We start from the raw sequence: 19,206 nt of genomic DNA on the forward strand, positions 1-19,206 counted from the left end.
GGATTTAATGCTTATCAAATAACGCGGGATTCCTTTTTTGAGCTGTTTGAACAGTTGAGAGCGGAACGCCTGATTCCATAAAGAGAAAAGTCGAGCATTCGCTCGACTTTTTACGTATGAGAAAGTAAGGGAATCATGGTCAGGTGATCTTTAAAATAGGTAGTCAGGGTAGGACTGACAAAAAGTGTGAGGTCCTCTTCTTTGTACGGATTATAAGTGTAACCTGTATCTGTAGGCGTATAGCCTAAGACCACGCGGTTGGTTTGCGTATCAGCTAGGGCGTTAAACGCTTGGTCTAATTGGTTGTCCTTGAGGTAGTACGCTTGGTAGATCAAAAGATCCCCCTCCTCTTGCTGAGCAATTAAAAGCGTTTGCAGTGTTGGAATTAGGTAGACGGATTCTGCAAATCCAAACGCTGGATTGGCATAGCAGTAAAAGTGAGCCAAACCATAGCTACGGGTATCAAAGCGACAGGCTGTACTACCGTTTTTGAGGTAGTGTTGAAAACACTGTAAATCTGTAGTATCAGTTAAATCTAATCGTTGAATGGTATGCGTAGTGGGTTGTTTACGCCAAGCTTTACTTGCCTGATGTTCGGGTACTGCATGGAAACCGAATTTCGGGTAAAACTCCAAGACCGTGTCATTGGCAAATAAGAAATACCCATCGAGTTTATCGCTGTAAGCTTCAAAAATATACTCCATTAAAAAACGCGAAAGCCCTTGTTTAGTGTGGCTGGGTAAGGTCATCACCGTACCCAATTGCCCCAATAGTAAACGTTGATCAGGTGTATAGGTTGTAAACAAACTCAAGGTGGTATGTGCAACAAGCTGTTCTTCTTCAAAAAGAGAGAAGAGTATGCAGTTATCGTCCCAATAGCCCGATTGATAGTAGGACTCAAAGGTAAATTCCCAAAAATCAAAGGTCATGGTATTCAAGGCTTGACGCATCCGCTCATTGGCTTGATATGCGATGTGCAAGGTGTACGTTTTGTTGTGTAGTATCAGCTGTTTTGTCTGCATCATTCATTCTATTACGTTGCAAAGTACTTGTATTCAATTGAAAAGTTAGTATTTGGTTTGATATAAATAATGTGCAAAAGGTTATATTTGTGTGTAAAACAAATAAAAAATGAGGGCAATTCAAGTGCTAGCCTCTTGTAAACTTTTACATCAGGATGATGTAAGCCACCATGAAGTAGAGGGGCAAATCGTACTATCGTATTGTATAGCGGGTTCCGTAACGGTAGAGATCCATGCAAAGACCTATCAACTATCCAGAGGAAGTGTGCTAACACTTTTGCCTCAGTCTTTCACTGTCGCACAACAAGGCAGTGTGGATCTTGCATTTGTTCATCTTGTTTTTGACTTTCACACCCTGAATGAGCTGATGTTACCGACCAATTACAATTTTTTGAATGTTCTGGTTGAACAGCCTCATGTGAGGTTACAAGAAGCCGATGCGCTTCTTTTCGAACAGTATATACAGCTATTCCAACAACAAGTTTCCCTGTCGTCTATTTTTCAAGCCGATGCTTTGCGTTATCTTCTGTATTCGTTCATTGCACAGATTAATCGCGTGTATCAACAGGAAGAGGAGGTGATGCAACCCAGTACGAGAAAAGATGCGATTGTCTTTCAGTTTTACAACTTATTGCATCAGTATTACCTCGTGGAAAAGTCAGTGGGATTTTATGCAGATCAACTCAAGTTAACCCCAAAGTATTTAACCACGTTAATTCGCCAACGCACGGGTAGATCCATTTCGAAAGTAATCATTGAAATGGTGTTAATCAAAGCAAAAAATTACGTAGTAGCTACGGATTTACCGATCTATCAAATCGCAGAGCACCTCCATTTTGTTGATTCTACGACGTTTTGTCGTTATTTTAAGAAATATGCAGGCATGAGCCCACTACACTATCGTCAAATGCATGCTTAACAAAATCAAAAGATGAAACAACCACGCATACACTCATTTGAGCCTTTACTGAGTCTAGCACCTAAAGTCTTAATCTTAGGTACGATGCCCAGTGTGAAGTCCTTGGAACAACAAGAGTATTATGGAAATAAACAGAACGTGTTTTGGAAAATTATGTTTTCAATTTTTCAACAACCCTTCTCTACTAGTTATGCAGATAGAATTCGATTGATACAAGAACATCAGTTGGCGCTATGGGATGTTTTACAATCCTGCCAACGGCAAGGAAGTTTGGACAGTGCTATAAAAGAGGAAAAACCAAATGATATCAAGCAATTACTTCAAGCCTATCCCAGTATTCACACTGTTGTTTTTTCAAGTCAAAAAGCGGAAGCTTATTTTAAAAAGTACATTGGACCGATTGATTCGATAAAGACGATTACTATGCCTTCTCCTAGTGGCGCTAATGCACGCATGACATTTGAAGAAAAACGGAAAAGTTGGGAAGTTTTAAAAATACTGGTGAAAAATAAAAAAACCGATGAACTCTGACTGTTCATCGGTTTTTAAGTAAACGGAAATCGCGCTTTACAATTTCGATTGTTCTACTTTGGTTTCTTTTATAGCCGTAGCTTATTGTTTAGTTTCTTTGATTGTATAAGAATAGGTGATTTCTGATGCTAGATATTTAGGGCCGTCTTCTGGTTTGTAATACATACTAGCTTTTGTTGGTAAATCACCTTCGTTATAGGTGTATTCTACCGTCCTATTTCCATAGGTTGTAATATTGTTCGCAAAGTGATAGGAAAAAGGGAGAATATTATTATCTTTTAAAATCTCCATGGTTAGATCATAAGGTAACGGACCAAAAGGATTTTGTTTATTGTCATGAGTCACTTTGTGGTTCTCACCATTACGTTTAATATTGTTGATTTTGTTTGCATTGTCGTAGCTGAATTCTCCCAATAAGATTACGTCTTGACTCTCACGCTTAATCAACTGATTCTTTGCATTATAAGTAAATTTACTTTCATAACTAAAATTTTGTTTTAGCATAGTATAGTGTTCCGATGCGAGCAGGTCTTTATCATAGGTATAGAGGTGTTTTAAATAGAGACCAGTGTCATCACTAATACCATAATAAATAAGCTTTCCTTCCTGATTGAGATTGTGCTCCATTTTGTATGCTGCGGAATTCTCAATTTTATTGTCTTTGTAGTAATCAATTGTGTAAGTAATAAAGCTGAGGCTGGCGTCTTCCTTATAGTTAAAATCAAATATATTGGCTGATCGGATTAATGGTTCTTCAGTTTTAGCTTCTGTAGGATCAAAAAAATTTATTTGATGAACCTTACTGATTGAATAGGTAGAAGTTACAGTTGGAGGGGGTGGAGGAGTAGTTGAGCTATCATCTGAGCTACAACTGGCGAATAGGAGTACTATACTAGCAATAAGTGTTGATGTTACTATTTTTTTCATTGAAATGTTTTTTATTATTTAACTAAAAATAAGTTAAATAAACGAACATAGAAAATAATTGAACTTAATTAGACGTTTATTTTATTTAAAATGTTGAGGGATGTTTTTTATTGAAGTGAAAACAACAACAAATTGGTTTTATACATCATAAAAAAACCGATAAACAGTAAGGGTTCATCGGTTTTTAAGTAAACGGAAATCGCGATTTACAATTTCGATTGTTCTACTTTGGTTTCTTTTATTTTGTAGCTGTAATTGATTTCAAAATCAATGATTTTTTCTTCATTTTCCATGGTGTAGTATACTACTTTTAATGGAAGATCATTCTCATTGTAGGTATAATCAGCTTGTACCATTTGACCGTCTAACACAATGGAGGTCACGTTATTAGGAAAGTGATACGTATAGGGAAGGATGAAGTTGAAATTAATTAATACACTTGTTAAATCAAAGGGTAAACTGTAGAAGGGCGATTTTTTATCATCATAGGTAAAAGATACATTCTGTCCATTGAATTTCATTTTATCGATTTGATTTTTGGCGTTATATTTATAATCGATGAGCAGGTTTGCTTCCAAGGCCTCGTTCAAAACCAGTTGATTGTTGTCGTTATAGCTAAGCTGACTCGTAAAACTACCTCCTTTGGATCTTAAGTTGTAGGTAATAGCGGTCAGTCGATCGTCTTGGTATTGATAGACGTAATCATCTACAGTTTCTCCCTTTTCTTTGATCTCCCAAAGTTTTAATCTCCCTTGTGGATCTAAGGTAGGTTGCAGTTGTAAATCCTGTTGAGGTATCGCTACTTGGTTTTTGTAAAGTGCATCTTTATATGTGATATGTTGTAGGTTGAAATCGGCATCATAGGTGAAATCGTAGTTGATATCAATGATTTTATCCTGTGGATTTCCTTCTCTCGTTGGGTCAGGAGATTCATAAAATGACTGTTGAATCTCGCTTATATACGGTGTTTTTTCAATGTGGTAGGTTGGTGGGGGTGGAGTAGAGGAATCATCTGAACTACAGCTGAACAAGAATACGCTCAAAGAAGCTATAAGAATCGACTTTTGTGTGTTTTTCATGGTTGTTTTTTTTAAATTTCGACCAAATATAGATAAAATTAAGTATGTTATTGGTGTAAGTACAGTTTTGTATTGTTTTTTGGCTTAAAATTTTGTTATGATTTTCGTGTAAAAAAGATGAATTTTATGTAAATAAATAAGAGAATACATTTATATTTAGTTAAAAATTCTATGCGTATACTTGCTTTGTTTATTGGTTTGATTTCGTTGAATTTAGGGGCGCAACCCCAAGCGATTTTGAATCAAACGTCCTATCAGTTTTGGGTAAATGAACCCAGCACGCTACAGGAGAAAAATCCCTTGGTTATTTTTTTGCACGGACGAAGCCTATCGGGTACTAATATTGATCGTGTCAAGCGCTATGGTCCTTTGAGGGGAATTGAAAAAGGATTGAAACTTCCCGCTTACCTTGTAGCACCTCAGCTTCCATCAGGCGCATGGAACCCTGATAAAGTGGATGAAGTCGTGGCTTATATGATTGAACACTACGCCATCGATGAAAGTAAAATTTACGTTACGGGCATGAGCTTAGGCGGATATGGAACCATGAAATATGCAAGTAAATACGCCAGTCGCCTAGCGGCAGCTATTGCCATTTGCGGTGGTGGTGAAAATAGGGATGCTTGTAATTTGACGAGTCTTCCCATCAAACTCATTCACGGGGATAAAGACTTCATCGTACCCTTGAAGGAATCAAAAAATATCATGAACGCCATTAAAAAATGCGATACCAATGCACCCATTGAATTGCAAGTCGTCAAAGGAGGAAATCACGGTAGTGTGGAAGATCTATACCGCCATAATGCCCTGTATAATTGGCTGTTTGAGCATACAAAAAAAGAATAACGATTGCGTTATTCTTTTTTGTATGCTGCCGTTTACTACTTATAGGTAGTTACTTCTTGTTTGATATAGGTATAGACTATTTCACGGCCAAATAAACCATTGTTATAGTATTTCGCTTTTAGCGGAAGATCTACTTCGTTATACGTAAAATCAACCGTTGATAGGAATTCATGCCCCTGAAAAGTCGTAATATTATTTGGAAATTTATAAGTATAGGGAAAGGCAAAATCATAGCCGAGTAGATCTGTAGTTAAATCGAAGGGTAAAGCATAAAAAGGAGAACGCTTATCGTCATACGCAAAGTTATAACGTCTTCCATTCAGTTTGATTTGACTGATTTGATTCAAATCGTTGTATTTCATATCGATGATCAAATTTTCAGGAGCTGATGTATTATTAAAAATGCACTGCTTCTGGTCGTTATAGGTGAAGTGACTCGTAAAATTCCATTGTATTTTTAATCTGTCATACTGGGCTGTTTGTAACAGATCATTTTCATAGTTGTAGCGATAAATATCGGTAAGGGAGTCGTTTTCTCTAGAGTGAAATTCAGTTAATCGATTTTGTTCATCTAGGGTGTAGGAGAGGTTTGATGTAGTGGACTCAGTCGTGCCGTTATCAAAATATCGCGTTTCTATCCGTTCGATATCCGTTCGATGGAATGTACTATCGTAAGTAAAGTTGTAAATTACGTTTAAAAAAAGCTGAGGCTCAAAATCCACATCTTCGGAGTATTCCTCATAAAATCGCGATAGGCTAATGTTACTGAGGTGATATACTGTTTCAGTAACTGGTTGTTTTGTTGGAGTTCCATCATCTGAACTACAACTTAGAAAAAAAAGTGCAAGGCCTGATAGTATATATGTGTTTAATTTTTTCATTTGGATCTTATTATAGTTATAATTTTGTAATAAATATAAGTAATTACATCTGAATGTTAAAATTTAGTTTACCAAAATTAACATAAATAAAGTTGGTTGTTTTTATAACTAGAAATAAGAGAAGGTTATAGCATCAATATGCAAGTATTGGAGTAAAAAAAGCGCCTTGATGTTACCATTTATTGAGGAAGATTGTTGTCTTTCGGGTTGATGTGATAGACGATGGATAAAACTGGTAGTCCCCAAAGTTTCAGGCGCTGTTGTGCGAGTAGTCCAGTTGCATGCGGTCTGACGGTCAGTTTATCTTTGAAAGAGGAAATAAACTTAGCCCAATACTTGTTTTCTGTGTCTTGTAAGAGGAAATAAAAACCAGCATCTCCCCAGCATCTGCCACTAGAGTTAAGGATTAATTCTCCTTCTTGACCCACTTGGGGATTCATCAATACTGTTGCGTTGCCATTGGGTAAGGGAAATACGGCTTTTACAGCAGTGCCTCCCGATGGTAATTGGCAGCTACCATAGACGCCAGAAAAAATAATCGTACCAAGAGAAGGAAGGGTTCGCAACCAAAACGTATAGCGTACTTCGTTGGTTTTTGTTGTTATCAGTTGGATGATTTCGCTAGTAAGGGGTTCATTTTTAATTTTTGTATTTGTAGGAATATACAACTGTTTCAATCGGTTGCTAAATAAGATGTTGATTAAAAAACCAAAACCGATAAAAAGGGGATTCCAGCGAAGGCTCATATTGACGTTATACGATGAGGTTCGTTCATAAAAGTCAACAACAAGAGGGGCAATTTTCGCCTCATCCGTTGGAGATAATCCCAAAACTTGTATTGAGGGTAATAAACCTGTATTGACGCAACCACGCCGAACACTTAATTGTTCTTCTTTAGCCAATCGATATATGAATTGCTCTCCCACATCGCCCACTTGGCCAAAAGGGCCTATGAGCCACGGGGTTATTTGCGGATTGAATTTCCTTCCGCACGCTATTACCCATCGCTGAGTAAACCAGTCCTGTACCCGTTGTTTGGTAGAGATGCGTTTCATATTACTTGATTTCGTTGGGTTTAGGTACAAAACGTTGTTGTCCTTGCCATGTTCCATATTCGGCAATAGGTTTAAAGCGCAAGGTGCTAAACTCGAGGTGAAAATCCTTTCGACTTCGTTCTTGCATGGCTTTTTTGTGCCGCTGAGGTTGTTCTACCTTGCTATGCCCCAATACCATATCGGTCATTGTTTGGACAGAAGGCCAAATTGAAAAGGTAGAAATGGTTGTTGGAAAGCTAAACGACGCCAAGGCCAAGGTTGGGGCAGGGTGATCGCGAACTAGTTTTTCGGTAGGACGACCCCAACGGATAAAACGCGGAACCTGAAAATACTTCATCCGAGCAAGTGTCACGGCGACAACCGCTTCATTTTCTGTTGCTAGGTCTATACCCTCTTTTGGAATTTCATATTTAGATAGCACTCCCCATTGTCGAGCAAATTGCAGCCGAATATGCCAACCTTTTGTCAACTGTTTTCCAGTAGGATCTGTAGCTAAAAAATGATCCAGTGCTTCTTCATTTTCCCATTGTGCAAAAACCACAATTTGGCGCAATAAAAATCGAGAAGGCGATAAAATCGCTGAACCCAATACCATTGCATGCATCGTATCTGCGTGAATTAATCCCGGAATTGTTGCCGCTTTCGGACGAAATACCAATGTTTTTAGTGCGGAAAACAGTGAAAGTTTAGCGAGGTGATAGGAAAAGAGAGACATGATGGTATCGTATAAAATATTATTTCCACCTTTTAAGTTTCCATATCCAGTATAGTCCCCCTAATGGAATCCCAACGGACCAAGCGGATTCAATGATACCTTGACCACTAAATCCTACACCAAAAAGGAATTGGAAGTATAGCAAGTGAAAGGTCACTCCTCCAACAGCAGAATAAGTAAACGAAGGAACATTCAACAGAATAACAGCGAGGTATTTCAACCACTTTTTTGGTAAGTTGCTTCGCTTTATTTCCCGAATAACATACATGTTGAAAAGCAAGACAGCTAAGGGAATTAAGGCAGAGAACCAGAATAACAGTAGATTAGGTTTGTTGACCTTGACATCCAAGGTGCGAATATCGAGGATTTTATTTGAGGTATCGTCAAATAGAAGCTGAAATACACCCACCTCATCTCCGTTGTTGAATTCGACAAATGCTCGTGTCGTATTGGTTGGTGTACTTTCTTCGGGATTAGTCGATAGTGTCTTGGCCCATTTAACTAATACGTATTCATAAGGCTTTTCACCAAAGTGCTCGTTTAGCATTCCTTTAAAGTGGATGAATTCTACGCGTAAGTTATCGGGATCTAAGCGTTGTCCTTCTCCATTTTCCAACTGCATGAGCGAAAGACAAGTGTCAAAATCTTCTTGTTTTAAGGCTTCAATAAAAGATTCTGTCGTAGATTCATATGTTTTGGCATTATTGAAAAAGCGACAACTTGTGATCAAGGATAAGGCAAGTAGAACAATCCCTATTTTTAAGTATTTCATAATTGATTTTTGGCAATGGTATAGTTCAAATGTACTCCATATCATCGAGTTAAACTAGTAAAATTAAAGGTGAAGTATCGAACTTCCTTTAAAAACGCATGGTTGATCATTTCTTCTTATTCATACACTTTTGCTCCTTGGAAAATAGTAGCAAAAGTATTCCAACTAGGCTCATCAGCATTGATATGCTGTTGGGTGTTGTCGTAATACCCTTGAATATCTTCTGTATAACTTGCTAAAGCGTCTAAAAAGGCAGGTAAGTTTTGATTCTCCCACTCCTCAGGATGGTCGATTAAATTTTGACGGAGGAGGACCAAAAAAGCAGCAAAGCTCTTTCGGTCAGTGACAGTAAGATTAGTTAGTTCCAAAAGTGTGCGTATAATTGTGGACAAAGCTTTTGCATGCTCTCAGGTTCATCGTCACTCCAATCAAATTCAAAATTCGGATAATTTCCTTCGTTTTGATCGAAATTGTCTTCGTCTATATAGTCATAGAGTTCTTCACCTGTTTGATTTTCAAAAGCTTCTAACGCTACATACCAAAAGCTTTCAAAGTCAAATAGCTCGTCTTCTGCTTGGTCTTTTTGACTGATTAAAGAATCGGGATTTTCCTTTGCCTTTTCATAGACCTCTTTTCCTCTGGAGATGACCCAATTTCTAAAGTATTCAAATCCATCATCGGAACATCCGCCATTCATGAGGTAACCCGCACACCACATTCTTGAATCATAGGTGTCGTATAGGAGTTTGTCTGTTCTCAAGCGAAAGCCAATCATCTCTTTTGGCGTTAATTTTTCAAGGGCTTGAATCAGATATGCTTCTTGAGTATCTTGATCAGTTGAATTAGCTATGGATGCTGCTACAATGTCCCAAAATAGGGTTTCATCTAACATCTCCGCTGTTTTTTCTAACTTTTGCATTTTAATTTTTTATTGGGGTGTTTTATTGTTGCATGCTGTTTGCTGTGATTGATTCACGCTAAAGTACAAGCCTGGAATAGTGTATAATTCAGCGTCTAGTTCAAAAAAGTGACAGCTCCCATCAAATTGTTGGGTTGTAGACGCTATGGAAAAAAGGTCGAGCATAAAGGATGCGTGAGATGCTGAAATAACGTGAAAAGCAGTATCACAAGTTAATCCATTTCCTGAGTGATTAATAACTTTTGCCAACGACTCGACGTGATTGGAAAGGCGTGTTGATTTTTCTTGCTCCCCTGAAAATTCATAGCTATAGGAGAGGAATAACAAATAGGTGAAATCAAAGGGAAATTCATCCAAAGCTTCTTGTAATAAGGCTTTGAGTTGAGGAACATCAGCCATGTCTGGTACTTTACTTGTATAAGCCATGAGTTCTTCCTCTTTTGAAAAACGCGTATGAGAATCCTTTGTGTTTTGAAGGGCATAGCCATAATACAAATATTCGTATTGACGCGGTGTTAGCGAGGTTGTATTCGATTTGAATACACGTAAAAGCCTAGGGTAGTAAACATCCGACGATTTATCTTGTATGGCTTTACCGATAGCTTCGTAGTCTGGCGCTTTAAATTCGATGATTTGCCCCCAAGAAAGACAGGAGAACAAAAAGAAACAACATAGGGTTATTTTCTGCAACATTTTTTGATTAAAGATAAAAAAAAACGAGGGTTACAGTGTACAATTTGCGACTAAAAGTTGGATTAGTTTTTGATGACCATACTTTCTAAGGCCTGTTCAAATACCTCCATTTCTGCGGTATAACGCTGTAGACGAGAAGGGGCTAGTACAATATTCCACAAATCGTCCTCCATAAAAATAACAATGCGCTTGACTCTTCTTGTAACGACTTGATCCGTACGTTTCATATACTCTTGTACTTCAAAAACCCCTTCTGCAGCGGGTAATCCTTTAAAAGTAATCGCTTTGGCTTCTTCTACTAGGCGGAATCTTGTCCAGGGAAAGTCGGAGTCGTTTTCTGCCGAATCTTCAATAGAGCGCAAGCGACGTGCTAAAACCTCCACAGGGGTATCTTCTTGTATCGTTTGACTATTGGGCTGAGTAAGAAAATCAACTTCATTGTCAATGGATAAAATACTTTCCAAACCATCTTCTCCAAGACGATCTAAAAAGAGTACATCCTCATTGTCAAAATCGGTCATATCCATATAGTCTTTGGGAACTTGAATCGTCAAGTATTTGTTGTCAATTTCTTTGAGGTCACTACAACTGCTGAAAAGAATACCTAGAGTCAGGGTAAATAAGGCCCAGCATAGCGGTTTTGATGGAATAGAAATTAGGTGCATAGCAATTTTTAATATTTTTTTCTTTTTGTCAAAGATACAGTATATCACAATGGGATACTACCTTGTTTTACTATAAGCTGAATCTTATCCAAACAGAGGGAAAGTCAAAATAGAATGGATTTGTATGGAAAAAATAAAATTTATTTTTCCTACTTTTAAGCCTATTACTAGAATTTAAACCATGTTAACTTTAGACCTACCTACATTTCCCGTATTAGAAACGGAGCGATTACGCCTTAGACAAACTACTTTAGATGATGCGCAAGTTATATTTGCCATGGTTTCTAGCACAACAGTGATGCAATATATTCCCAATCCATTAGCAACAACAGTAAAAGAGGCGGAAGACTACATCCATTCCCTAGACGAGCGCATGAAAAATGACGAATGCATCAATTGGACTATTGTAGACAAAGCGAGTGGAGCTGTAATAGGTACGATGGGATTTTATCGCATGAAACTCCAACATTACCGCACCGAAGTTGGCTATATGTTGCTTCCAGCGTTTTATGGGAAAGGCTATGCTAGCGAAGCCTTGCAGCGTTTAGTCGATTTTGGACTCAATGACCTGGGATTTCACTCCCTGGAAGCTGTCATTTACCCAGAGAATAAAGGCTCTATTCGCGTAGTGGAAAAATGTGGTTTTGTACGCGAAGCCTACTTTAAGGAAAAGGAATACCACAACGGTAAGTTTGTCGATACCGCTATTTATTCGAAATTGAACTACTAACTAAAAGAGGGTGACCTTTTGGGACACCCTCTTCTAGCTATATATCTGTTTACGTTCTTTTAACGAAAAAGATTATTTAAATGTCGTTGAATTTACCTTGATGTAGTAGATCAAGGCGTTAAAAAGAGGATTGAATGTGTTTTGGTCGTTTACACCTGACCAAACTACATCAAATTTAGTATCAGCAACAAAAATCTCCTCAAATGTATCTGGATTGATTAATTTAATTTGTATCCTTTTTTTGTCTTCTTGATCTATTTTGAGGTAAAGAAAAGGTTTGTATTTTCTATACGCATTGTTGATGCCTATTTTACCAATCATGGTTCCTACTTCATCCTGCATATTGTTTTTGATGATTTCAGTTTCAAGATCACTGAAAGTTATGACTTGATCAAAATAGCCTATTTTTTCAGCCATGCCTTTAACAAAAGGGTCATTTTGTACAACAAGTAATTGTTTGTGGTTGTCTAAATCAAAAGGGGTTTTAACTAGCGTAGTTGCGTTTTTTGTGGAAGCAAAATAACCATCTTTTTTTATATCAGAAACTTTTAGCACCGTACAACTTTGAAGAGTAATAGCCGTTAGGAATAGGAAGAAAAGAACTAATTTTTTCATAATCCGAATTTTAAATAAATTAAGGTTTAATTCTGCAAAATTAACCTATTTTATTGAATGGAGAGGTGTTTTTAAAGTAGTCTTTTTAGCTTTTCTTTTTAGTGTTATCGTTGATGTTTTATTTCGGCAGGACTGTTATTGCCTTTAAAAAAGAAAGAAAACGATGGTGGGCTGATAAGGTCAAGTCTACAGTTTCCTTGTCGTTTGTAAAAGAAACAATTCCTTGATCAAAATGCCAAGTTCCTACATAATAGAGTGTATCTGCTTGTAGGGTAAATTGGTAGCGTTCAAACTTCGCTAAACTAAGGTCAGTACTTTGGTCTTTCTTCTTGATCAATTCGAAGCCATCAATAGCTTTAAAAATAGGTTCTGTATATGTTTTTCCACCATACCACATGCTCTTGGTCCAGCAATAGTTGAGGATCTCATAATTTCCAGGTTCAATATAAACAATAAAGGTATTTTGTTTAGCAGATTTAAATGTAGGTTTCACTCTGAACGAAACGATTTCTTCTGTTTCTAAATTTCTGAGTTGTATATCTTGAGGGAAACCTCCACTACTAAGCCCGAGACGTTGAATAAAAGTACCATATATGATGGCCTTATTTTCAATTGTTTGATCAGTGTTCGATAGCTGTTCTAACCTTCGTATGTTTTGGGACATAGAAAATTGAATAACAAAAAGAAGAGTAAGGGTTAAAAAAAATTTCATAAATAATACTAAATTGACTACCCAAAAGTAAATGAATTTGTGTGAATAGGAAAGGGAAATAGTGCTATTAGTTATCAGAAGGATTGCAAGAATGGTGGCATGATAAGCTTAATTCGTTGTAGTTCCTCTTAGGTGAGTGAACTCCCCACGAGCCTTCTCAAGTAAGGGATTACCTCCGCTGCACTGCGGTTTTCCCTAAAAGGATATTTTTCACAAGGAAAACCACGGCATCGCTGCGCTTTGCCTTGTTTTTTTATTTGTAACGCCTCTTAGGTGAGTGAACTCCCCACGAGGCTTCTCAAGTAAGGGCTTACCTCCGCTACGCTACGGTTTTCCCTAAAAGGATATTTTTCACAAGGAAAACCACGGCACCGCTGCACTTTGCCTTATTTTTTTATTTGTAACGCCTCTTAGGTGAGTGAACTCCCCACGAGGCTTATACAAATAAAAAAACCACCAACATCCAGTTGGTGGTTTTCCTTGCAGAGAGGAAGGGATTAGAACCTATTTAATTTGCTTATTCTTTATTTTATCTTTTATTATTTTAATTGTTTGTTTTATAGTGTTTTATAGTTGGTTAAGATTAATTTTAGTAAAGATGAATTAAATTAAAACGTCCCCTGTGTTGTCCCCTATTCTGAAATTAAGTAAATTAGTGTAACTAAATTCTATAAGTTATGCCTGAAGCTAAATTTGTTTTAAAAGAACCTAAATCAGATAATAAAACCTTGATCTATTTGTTTTATAATTTTGGAAATAAAAGATTCAAGTATTCAACAGGAGAAAAAATTCATCCTAAATTTTGGAATACTAATAAGCAGAGGGTAAAGGAAAGTTCTAGGTTTCCTGAATATCCAGAGTTTAATACACGACTTAATAATATAGAAACTGCCATTAATAACTGTTACAGAAGGTTGAATAATGACAATGTTGTGATAACTACTACTTTATTGAGAAAGGAGTTAAATATGGAATTAAAAGTAGAGGAGAGAAAAGCCAAGCCAAAAGATTTTTTAGTTTGGTTAGAAGACTATATTGATACTTTGAAATTAACACATAAGAAGGGTTCAATTCAGGTGTATGAAGCTTTATTTAATCACTTGATTGCATTCGCGTCTTCTCGAAAATACAATTTGACTTTCGAAACAATTAATATGGATTTCTATAATCAATTTCAAGATTATATTTTAAATGAAAAGAAGTTGTTGACAAATACTTTTGGGAAGCAGATATCTACTTTAAAAACCTTTCTGAACATAGCAACTGAATTAGGAATTAATAAAAGCCTTGCTTATAAAAGTAGATTGTTTAAAGCGCCAGAAGAGAAAGTAAATCATATTTATCTATCTGAGGAAGAACTAAAGTTGATGGAAGATGTTGATTTAAGTGAAATACCTTATTTGGATAGAGTTAGAGATTTTTTTCTAATAGGTTGTCATACTGGTTTACGTTTTTCAGATTTTACACAATTGAAAAAAGAAAATTTTGAAAAAAAGGGAGGTAAATTATTCTTTAATGTTATTACTCATAAGACAAAAGAAAGGGTAGTTATACCAGTTAAATCAGTAATTGAAAAAATTTCAATGAAGTATGATTGGGTTTTTCCGAGAGCTATTTCAAATCAAAAAATGAATAAGTATTTGAAAGAATTAGGTAAAATAGCCAAAATTGAAACTCGGGTGATTCGAAAAGAGTTTAGAGGAGGAGAAAATAAGGAAGAACTTAAATTCAAGTATGATTTAATTACGACTCATACAGCTAGAAGAAGTTTTGCTACTAATGCATATTTAGCAGGTGTACCTACACTTAGTATTATGAAATTGACAGGGCATACCACAGAAAGTTCCTTTATGAAGTATATCAAAGTATCTCAAGAACTAAATGCAGAGTTGTTAAGTGATCATCCATTTTTTAAATAGTATAATATGAATCAAGAAGAAAAATTTGAGCGTCATTTGAATAATTTTTTTAATACTATTTATGAAATTTGTAAATCCAATAATTACGACTATATAAAAAGTTATAGTATACCTCATGGGCTAACGGATATTGAAAAGTTCGAGAAAGCAAATGCTGATTCTGATCTTCGGAGAAAGTATTTGGAGTATTTAAAAAGTATCTTTAATGAAGCCTTTAGCTTAATTGAGAGTAAAAGTGAATGGGAGGAAAATAAACAAATGTTGAAGGATTTAGAGACAAGAGTGTATAAGATGTTTTCTGATGTAAAATTAGAGAAGGAGTTAGTTTTATCTGCTGAAGAGAAGGTTCTTTTGTTAGATTATTTAGGAGTACTTCAGTATTTGAATACGGAAGGATATAGTCAAAAGACTCAGTATCAATTATTAGCTAAAATTTTAGATAGAAGTGAGGTAAACATAAAAAAAGCGATAAGTAATGTTGGAGGGCTTGTTAAAGAAAAAGAAGGCGTTAAAAACCGTAACAGTTTAAACAAGTTGAAAACAATCGTTGAGAATACAAAAGGGAAAACACCTTTAGATAAAATTCTGGCTGATCTAGATAGATTAGATAAAAAATAGAAAAAAAGGGGTAGTGTCTTCTTGCTACCCTGTTTTAAACTATTCCTTCATTTGCTCCATAATTAAACTTCAAAAATTATGGAAAATATTGTTTTTACTAATATCCCAGTAGATGTCCTTGTTGAAAAGATAACAACCGTTTTAGAGGATAAATTTAATTCTCACTCTGCAAAAGCTGTAAACATTACAGAAAACAATACTTTATTGACACGTCAAGATGTAGCGCAATTATTGCGTATTTCGTTGCCCACATTAAATACCTATACGAAAGACGGTAAACTTAAGGCGTACCGAATAGGGGGAAGAGTACTTTATAAAAAAGCAGAAGTTGAATCTATGTTGAAGGAAGTTACCTCAACAAAATATAAACGCAAAGACCTTTATCTATAGTAAGGTGAACTTATATACAGTTTCTGGTATGGTTGGCTTTTGTATAGATACAATAAAACTCTTTTTGAGTTGGGAGGGGATAGAAGATGATTTTGATTATGAACGCTTTGCTAAAAAGACAAATAGTAGAGTAAATGATAGAGGAAGATATAAAGAATGGAGTAAAGGTTATTACAAGAACTTTAGAATCAATTATAATCCTGAATATGGTATCTCTTTGATAGGAAGCATTTCAAATTTCGTTAAAGGAAAATTGAAGTTGCTTAGCTATGTTGAGCTTAAAGATGGAATAGAAATGTTAGGTCAAGAATTGGGTTTAAATCTTCATGAAGCTAAAATAAAGCGTATTGATTTAGCCTTAAATATTGTAACAGAAGAAAATGTAGAAGTATATTCTAAGATGCTTTTTCTTGATCTTTCTCGATTTAAACGGTTTGAGCAAGATACAGGGATCAGATTTGAATCGAAACAAATACAAATAGTTATTTATAATAAACAGAAAGAGTTGAAGGAAAAATCAAATTTGTTTGTTGATGAAAACCTATTACGAATTGAATTTAGAGTGATTAAACGAATTTCTAATCATTTTGGAATAAAAGAGATGATAGTGAATAATTTGTATGAGGTTGATAACTATCTAAAGTTACTTGATAAGTTTAAATCTAATTTTTTAAAGATTAAGGTTTTAAAATCTTTAGGTAGTATAGAAGAGGTAGGTAATATTACACCAAGAGACTTGAGCAAATGTTTGCAGACTATTGGGGCATTTTGTTTGGAAAAAAGTTCAGGAAATGTTTTTGATATTATTGAAGGATGGGATAAACAAGGCAAATTTAAGTATCCTAATAGCAAAGCTAGGTGTAGAGCGCTTTTTAAAGAATTATTAACTAGTAAAGATCTTGATAAGGCTCATCCATTGGTTGACGAAATAAAAAAGAAGGTGATAGAATCATTTCAAAAAGAAGTAAAGGACGTAAAAGAGAGAAGTATATGAGAAAGTCTGTCGCTAGTGTAGTGTTAGAGCGAGTTGAGGAGGTCTCAGAGATGCTGATTAAAGGCTGTAGTCGAGGAGATATACTTCAATATGCTTCAGCAAAATGGAATATTTCAAGTAGGCAAATTGATGCTTATATAAGTAAAGCGAGAATGCTGATTGAAAAAACGGTTGAGAAAAGAGTTGAATTTGACTATGCAAAGGCTATAAGACGTTATGAAAGATTGTATTGTATAGCTATTGATGAACAAGATTATAGGTTGGCTCTTTCTGTTAATAAAGAGTTGACTGTTTTACAAGGTTTAAATAAGACTCAAATAGAACATTCAGGAAATGTTGAATTTATTTGTAATATCCCCAATTAATATAAAAAATATGAAAGATAAAAAAGACGACTGTGATTTTTACAGAAACTATATAAACGTAGAAGGAGAATTGAAAAGGGTTTGTGTTAAAGACTATTGTCTCTGTGATGATGTTTTTGTTTATGATGAAGACCGCAACAAAAGATATCAAGAAGCCAAAAATAATGATCAAGCTGGTTCAGGAATTTTCTTTAATAAATGAAAGTAGATTTTTCTAATTATTATCAACCTAAACCTAAGCAGATTGAAGCTCATAAATGTAGAGCCAAGTATGTGCTGTTTGGAGGAGCTATGGGTGGAGGAAAAAGCTGGTTTTTATGTGCGGAGGCGATAAAACAAGCAATGAAGTTTAAAGGAAATCGTTTAGTGATTGTTCGAAAAGAGTTATCAGTATTGAGAAGAACGACCTTAGTAACCTTTCTTTCTATTTGCCCTAAGGAGATTATCACTAGCTTTAATCAAACTAGTCTTGAAGTTAATTTTGTCAATGGATCAACACTCACTTTTATTGACGCTAATATTTCAAAAGATCCAATGCTTCAAAAAATTAAAGGGCTTGAGATAGGATGGTTCGGCATTGACGAAGCGAATGAAGTTAGTGTTGAGGTTTATAGCCTATTAAAAACGCGTCTCCGTTGGATATTACCCAATAAAGAAACACCTCAATACGAAGGGAGATTAACTAGTAATCCTGAGCCTTGTTGGCTGATACCTGTTTTCATTCAATCTGCTAATGTTGATGAGGTGTATATTCAAAGTCTAACAACGGATAATTATGACGAGCATAGCGAATATGTTCTCAATCTTAAAGAAGCGTTTAAGGATAACCCCAACCTTTTAAGAAAATACCTTTATGCGGATTGGAGCTTGGTCGACACCATAAATCAATTAATTCCAAGTGAGGCTATTCTAAAAGCCTCAATTAAAGTAAAAGGATTACAAGTTACCTCCTTGGGTGTAGATGTTGCGCGTTATGGCGATGATAAAACGGTGTTTACAGTTCTGAAAGACGGTAATATAGAATTAATTGAGAGCTATCCACAAACAGCTCTTACAGAAGTTACTACTAGAACAATACAACTTATTCATGAGTATAATATAGATCCAGATTATGTAGGGATTGATGCGGTAGGAGTCGGAGCAGGAGTTGTAGATAGCTTAAAAATGCAAGGATATGATGTAATTGAAATACAAGGAGGGGCAAAACCAGAAGAAAGCCTCTACGATGAAGCTTTTAAACCTTACAATCTTCGCTCACAAATGTATTATGAGCTTCGTAAAGACATTATTGAAGGGCAGGTAGGGAATTTGATTAATGAAGGATTGAAATTAGAACTACAGGCGTTAAAATATGAAATTTACTCAGATAGAACAGTTAAGGTAGCAAGTAAGGATGCTATTAAAAAATTGTTAGGGAGAAGCCCTGATTTTGCGGATAGTTTGGTATATGCTAATTGGGTAAAAAATTACAGAGGTGATGGAGTGAGGTTCTTTTTGCCATTTAGTTCTGGAAGGTGATAATTGTTTTAGTAAAAAAGAAATCTTTGCAGAATAAGCATAAACTATAGTTTCTAGTAATTAATTCAGATTGAGTAGCGTATCAAATTAAAGTAAAATAAAGCAACTTTATTAACTTCTTTATGAGAGCTGTAATAGAAAGCTCTTCAAAGTGATCAATTTTAGAAGATAAAATAAAAATAAGTTATCTTTACAAAAAAATACAAAGAGTATGATTTAATATAGATTTTACATATAAAATAATCTGATTATCCGTTTATGCACCTGTTATATTCGCAATTACTAGTCTGTCAAAGAGTTTGTCTCCAAAATACCGTCTGT

Annotated in this window: 24 protein-coding genes; 11 read left to right on the forward strand and 13 right to left on the reverse strand. The window is 35.6% G+C overall.

The genetic code is table 11. The features are described from left to right. Positions 1 to 110: 110 nt before the first annotated feature. The gene (locus tag ACPDHL_RS07285; RefSeq protein WP_430532115.1) at positions 111 to 1,025 is read right to left on the reverse strand and encodes a GNAT family N-acetyltransferase; all 915 of its coding nucleotides are present in this window, start codon (positions 1,023 to 1,025) and stop codon (positions 111 to 113) included. A 106-nt stretch (positions 1,026 to 1,131) separates the two neighbouring features. On the opposite strand from ACPDHL_RS07285, the gene ACPDHL_RS07290 reads away from it, so the two are divergent. Further along, complete coding sequence (locus tag ACPDHL_RS07290; RefSeq protein WP_430532116.1) at positions 1,132 to 1,941, forward strand: helix-turn-helix transcriptional regulator; 810 nt, start codon at positions 1,132 to 1,134, stop codon at positions 1,939 to 1,941. A gap of 12 nt (positions 1,942 to 1,953) precedes the next feature. Then, positions 1,954 to 2,472 (forward strand): DNA-deoxyinosine glycosylase, encoded by a 519-nt coding sequence (locus tag ACPDHL_RS07295; RefSeq protein WP_430532117.1) that lies wholly within the window; start codon positions 1,954 to 1,956, stop codon positions 2,470 to 2,472. 81 nt (positions 2,473 to 2,553) lie between these two features. On the opposite strand, the gene ACPDHL_RS07300 is transcribed toward ACPDHL_RS07295, so the two are convergent. Beyond that, the gene (locus ACPDHL_RS07300; protein ID WP_430532118.1) at positions 2,554 to 3,399 is read right to left on the reverse strand and encodes a hypothetical protein; all 846 of its coding nucleotides are present in this window, start codon (positions 3,397 to 3,399) and stop codon (positions 2,554 to 2,556) included. A gap of 206 nt (positions 3,400 to 3,605) precedes the next feature. Further along, the gene (locus tag ACPDHL_RS07305) at positions 3,606 to 4,478 is read right to left on the reverse strand and encodes a hypothetical protein (RefSeq protein ID WP_430532119.1); all 873 of its coding nucleotides are present in this window, start codon (positions 4,476 to 4,478) and stop codon (positions 3,606 to 3,608) included. A 171-nt stretch (positions 4,479 to 4,649) separates the two neighbouring features. Between ACPDHL_RS07305 and ACPDHL_RS07310 the strand changes: the two genes are divergently transcribed. Then, positions 4,650 to 5,324 carry a prolyl oligopeptidase family serine peptidase gene (locus ACPDHL_RS07310; protein WP_430532120.1) on the forward strand — a complete coding sequence of 225 codons (675 nt, stop codon included), beginning with the start codon at positions 4,650 to 4,652 and terminating at the stop codon, positions 5,322 to 5,324. 35 nt (positions 5,325 to 5,359) lie between these two features. Here ACPDHL_RS07310 and ACPDHL_RS07315 read toward each other — a convergent pair whose 3' ends face one another. The 8 genes from ACPDHL_RS07315 to ACPDHL_RS07350 all read right to left on the reverse strand — a co-directional run bounded on the left by ACPDHL_RS07315 (position 5,360) and on the right by ACPDHL_RS07350 (position 11,024). Continuing rightward, positions 5,360 to 6,205: a hypothetical protein gene (locus ACPDHL_RS07315; protein ID WP_430532121.1), complete on the reverse strand. Its 846-nt coding sequence runs from the start codon at positions 6,203 to 6,205 to the stop codon at positions 5,360 to 5,362. 179 nt (positions 6,206 to 6,384) lie between these two features. Then, on the reverse strand, positions 6,385 to 7,260 hold the full coding sequence (locus tag ACPDHL_RS07320) for a hypothetical protein (RefSeq protein WP_430532122.1): 876 nt from the start codon (positions 7,258 to 7,260) through the stop codon (positions 6,385 to 6,387). Position 7,261: 1 nt separating this feature from the next. Beyond that, positions 7,262 to 7,975: a hypothetical protein gene (locus ACPDHL_RS07325; protein ID WP_430532123.1), complete on the reverse strand. Its 714-nt coding sequence runs from the start codon at positions 7,973 to 7,975 to the stop codon at positions 7,262 to 7,264. Positions 7,976 to 7,994: 19 nt separating this feature from the next. Next, on the reverse strand, positions 7,995 to 8,747 hold the full coding sequence (locus tag ACPDHL_RS07330) for a hypothetical protein (protein ID WP_430532124.1): 753 nt from the start codon (positions 8,745 to 8,747) through the stop codon (positions 7,995 to 7,997). A gap of 116 nt (positions 8,748 to 8,863) precedes the next feature. Next, the gene (locus ACPDHL_RS07335) at positions 8,864 to 9,115 is read right to left on the reverse strand and encodes a DUF7660 family protein (protein WP_430532125.1); all 252 of its coding nucleotides are present in this window, start codon (positions 9,113 to 9,115) and stop codon (positions 8,864 to 8,866) included. Next, entirely contained in the window at positions 9,106 to 9,666 is a 561-nt protein-coding gene (locus ACPDHL_RS07340) for a DUF4240 domain-containing protein (RefSeq protein WP_430532126.1), read from the reverse strand. Before ACPDHL_RS07340 ends, ACPDHL_RS07335 begins: the two co-directional genes overlap by 10 nt. A 9-nt stretch (positions 9,667 to 9,675) precedes the next feature. Further along, positions 9,676 to 10,359, reverse strand: a complete 684-nt coding sequence (locus tag ACPDHL_RS07345; RefSeq protein ID WP_430532127.1) for a DUF4919 domain-containing protein — start codon at positions 10,357 to 10,359, stop codon at positions 9,676 to 9,678. Positions 10,360 to 10,421: 62 nt separating this feature from the next. Further along, a complete protein-coding gene (locus tag ACPDHL_RS07350) occupies positions 10,422 to 11,024 on the reverse strand; it encodes a hypothetical protein (protein WP_430532128.1) in 603 nt (200 codons plus the stop codon). 181 nt (positions 11,025 to 11,205) lie between these two features. Between ACPDHL_RS07350 and ACPDHL_RS07355 the strand changes: the two genes are divergently transcribed. Further along, a complete protein-coding gene (locus tag ACPDHL_RS07355; protein ID WP_430532129.1) occupies positions 11,206 to 11,754 on the forward strand; it encodes a GNAT family N-acetyltransferase in 549 nt (182 codons plus the stop codon). Positions 11,755 to 11,826: 72 nt separating this feature from the next. On the opposite strand, the gene ACPDHL_RS07360 is transcribed toward ACPDHL_RS07355, so the two are convergent. Further along, the gene (locus ACPDHL_RS07360; protein WP_430532130.1) at positions 11,827 to 12,369 is read right to left on the reverse strand and encodes a hypothetical protein; all 543 of its coding nucleotides are present in this window, start codon (positions 12,367 to 12,369) and stop codon (positions 11,827 to 11,829) included. 118 nt (positions 12,370 to 12,487) lie between these two features. Further along, complete coding sequence (locus tag ACPDHL_RS07365) at positions 12,488 to 13,033, reverse strand: hypothetical protein (RefSeq protein WP_430532131.1); 546 nt, start codon at positions 13,031 to 13,033, stop codon at positions 12,488 to 12,490. 725 nt (positions 13,034 to 13,758) lie between these two features. Between ACPDHL_RS07365 and ACPDHL_RS07370 the strand changes: the two genes are divergently transcribed. The 7 genes from ACPDHL_RS07370 to ACPDHL_RS07400 all read left to right on the forward strand — a co-directional run bounded on the left by ACPDHL_RS07370 (position 13,759) and on the right by ACPDHL_RS07400 (position 18,885). After that, entirely contained in the window at positions 13,759 to 15,000 is a 1,242-nt protein-coding gene (locus tag ACPDHL_RS07370; RefSeq protein ID WP_430532132.1) for a site-specific integrase, read from the forward strand. 6 nt (positions 15,001 to 15,006) lie between these two features. Beyond that, entirely contained in the window at positions 15,007 to 15,618 is a 612-nt protein-coding gene (locus tag ACPDHL_RS07375) for a hypothetical protein (RefSeq protein ID WP_430532133.1), read from the forward strand. 78 nt (positions 15,619 to 15,696) lie between these two features. Next, positions 15,697 to 16,008, forward strand: a complete 312-nt coding sequence (locus tag ACPDHL_RS07380; RefSeq protein ID WP_430532134.1) for a helix-turn-helix domain-containing protein — start codon at positions 15,697 to 15,699, stop codon at positions 16,006 to 16,008. Positions 16,009 to 16,012: 4 nt separating this feature from the next. Further along, positions 16,013 to 17,002 carry a hypothetical protein gene (locus ACPDHL_RS07385; protein ID WP_430532135.1) on the forward strand — a complete coding sequence of 330 codons (990 nt, stop codon included), beginning with the start codon at positions 16,013 to 16,015 and terminating at the stop codon, positions 17,000 to 17,002. Beyond that, positions 16,999 to 17,367, forward strand: a complete 369-nt coding sequence (locus tag ACPDHL_RS07390; RefSeq protein WP_430532136.1) for a hypothetical protein — start codon at positions 16,999 to 17,001, stop codon at positions 17,365 to 17,367. Before ACPDHL_RS07385 ends, ACPDHL_RS07390 begins: the two co-directional genes overlap by 4 nt. A 10-nt stretch (positions 17,368 to 17,377) precedes the next feature. Then, positions 17,378 to 17,569: a hypothetical protein gene (locus ACPDHL_RS07395; RefSeq protein WP_430532137.1), complete on the forward strand. Its 192-nt coding sequence runs from the start codon at positions 17,378 to 17,380 to the stop codon at positions 17,567 to 17,569. Further along, positions 17,566 to 18,885: a phage terminase large subunit gene (locus ACPDHL_RS07400; protein WP_430532138.1), complete on the forward strand. Its 1,320-nt coding sequence runs from the start codon at positions 17,566 to 17,568 to the stop codon at positions 18,883 to 18,885. The genes ACPDHL_RS07395 and ACPDHL_RS07400 overlap by 4 nt, the downstream gene beginning before the upstream one ends. Positions 18,886 to 19,206 lie beyond the last annotated feature (321 nt).

The sequence above is a fragment of the Myroides sp. C15-4 genome (assembly GCF_050522745.1).
Classification (GTDB): Bacteria; Bacteroidota; Bacteroidia; order Flavobacteriales; family Flavobacteriaceae; genus Flavobacterium.

Coding starts and splice junctions, on each gene's coding strand:
- ACPDHL_RS07285 (WP_430532115.1), bottom strand. CDS start 1,025: ATGATGCAGACAAAACAGCTGATACTACACAACAAAACGTACACCTTG.
- ACPDHL_RS07290 (WP_430532116.1), top strand. CDS start 1,132: ATGAGGGCAATTCAAGTGCTAGCCTCTTGTAAACTTTTACATCAGGAT.
- ACPDHL_RS07295 (WP_430532117.1), top strand. CDS start 1,954: ATGAAACAACCACGCATACACTCATTTGAGCCTTTACTGAGTCTAGCA.
- ACPDHL_RS07300 (WP_430532118.1), bottom strand. CDS start 3,399: ATGAAAAAAATAGTAACATCAACACTTATTGCTAGTATAGTACTCCTA.
- ACPDHL_RS07305 (WP_430532119.1), bottom strand. CDS start 4,478: ATGAAAAACACACAAAAGTCGATTCTTATAGCTTCTTTGAGCGTATTC.
- ACPDHL_RS07310 (WP_430532120.1), top strand. CDS start 4,650: ATGCGTATACTTGCTTTGTTTATTGGTTTGATTTCGTTGAATTTAGGG.
- ACPDHL_RS07315 (WP_430532121.1), bottom strand. CDS start 6,205: ATGAAAAAATTAAACACATATATACTATCAGGCCTTGCACTTTTTTTT.
- ACPDHL_RS07320 (WP_430532122.1), bottom strand. CDS start 7,260: ATGAAACGCATCTCTACCAAACAACGGGTACAGGACTGGTTTACTCAG.
- ACPDHL_RS07325 (WP_430532123.1), bottom strand. CDS start 7,975: ATGTCTCTCTTTTCCTATCACCTCGCTAAACTTTCACTGTTTTCCGCA.
- ACPDHL_RS07330 (WP_430532124.1), bottom strand. CDS start 8,747: ATGAAATACTTAAAAATAGGGATTGTTCTACTTGCCTTATCCTTGATC.
- ACPDHL_RS07340 (WP_430532126.1), bottom strand. CDS start 9,666: ATGCAAAAGTTAGAAAAAACAGCGGAGATGTTAGATGAAACCCTATTT.
- ACPDHL_RS07345 (WP_430532127.1), bottom strand. CDS start 10,359: ATGTTGCAGAAAATAACCCTATGTTGTTTCTTTTTGTTCTCCTGTCTT.
- ACPDHL_RS07350 (WP_430532128.1), bottom strand. CDS start 11,024: ATGCACCTAATTTCTATTCCATCAAAACCGCTATGCTGGGCCTTATTT.
- ACPDHL_RS07355 (WP_430532129.1), top strand. CDS start 11,206: ATGTTAACTTTAGACCTACCTACATTTCCCGTATTAGAAACGGAGCGA.
- ACPDHL_RS07360 (WP_430532130.1), bottom strand. CDS start 12,369: ATGAAAAAATTAGTTCTTTTCTTCCTATTCCTAACGGCTATTACTCTT.
- ACPDHL_RS07365 (WP_430532131.1), bottom strand. CDS start 13,033: ATGTCCCAAAACATACGAAGGTTAGAACAGCTATCGAACACTGATCAA.
- ACPDHL_RS07370 (WP_430532132.1), top strand. CDS start 13,759: ATGCCTGAAGCTAAATTTGTTTTAAAAGAACCTAAATCAGATAATAAA.
- ACPDHL_RS07375 (WP_430532133.1), top strand. CDS start 15,007: ATGAATCAAGAAGAAAAATTTGAGCGTCATTTGAATAATTTTTTTAAT.
- ACPDHL_RS07380 (WP_430532134.1), top strand. CDS start 15,697: ATGGAAAATATTGTTTTTACTAATATCCCAGTAGATGTCCTTGTTGAA.
- ACPDHL_RS07390 (WP_430532136.1), top strand. CDS start 16,999: ATGAGAAAGTCTGTCGCTAGTGTAGTGTTAGAGCGAGTTGAGGAGGTC.
- ACPDHL_RS07395 (WP_430532137.1), top strand. CDS start 17,378: ATGAAAGATAAAAAAGACGACTGTGATTTTTACAGAAACTATATAAAC.
- ACPDHL_RS07400 (WP_430532138.1), top strand. CDS start 17,566: ATGAAAGTAGATTTTTCTAATTATTATCAACCTAAACCTAAGCAGATT.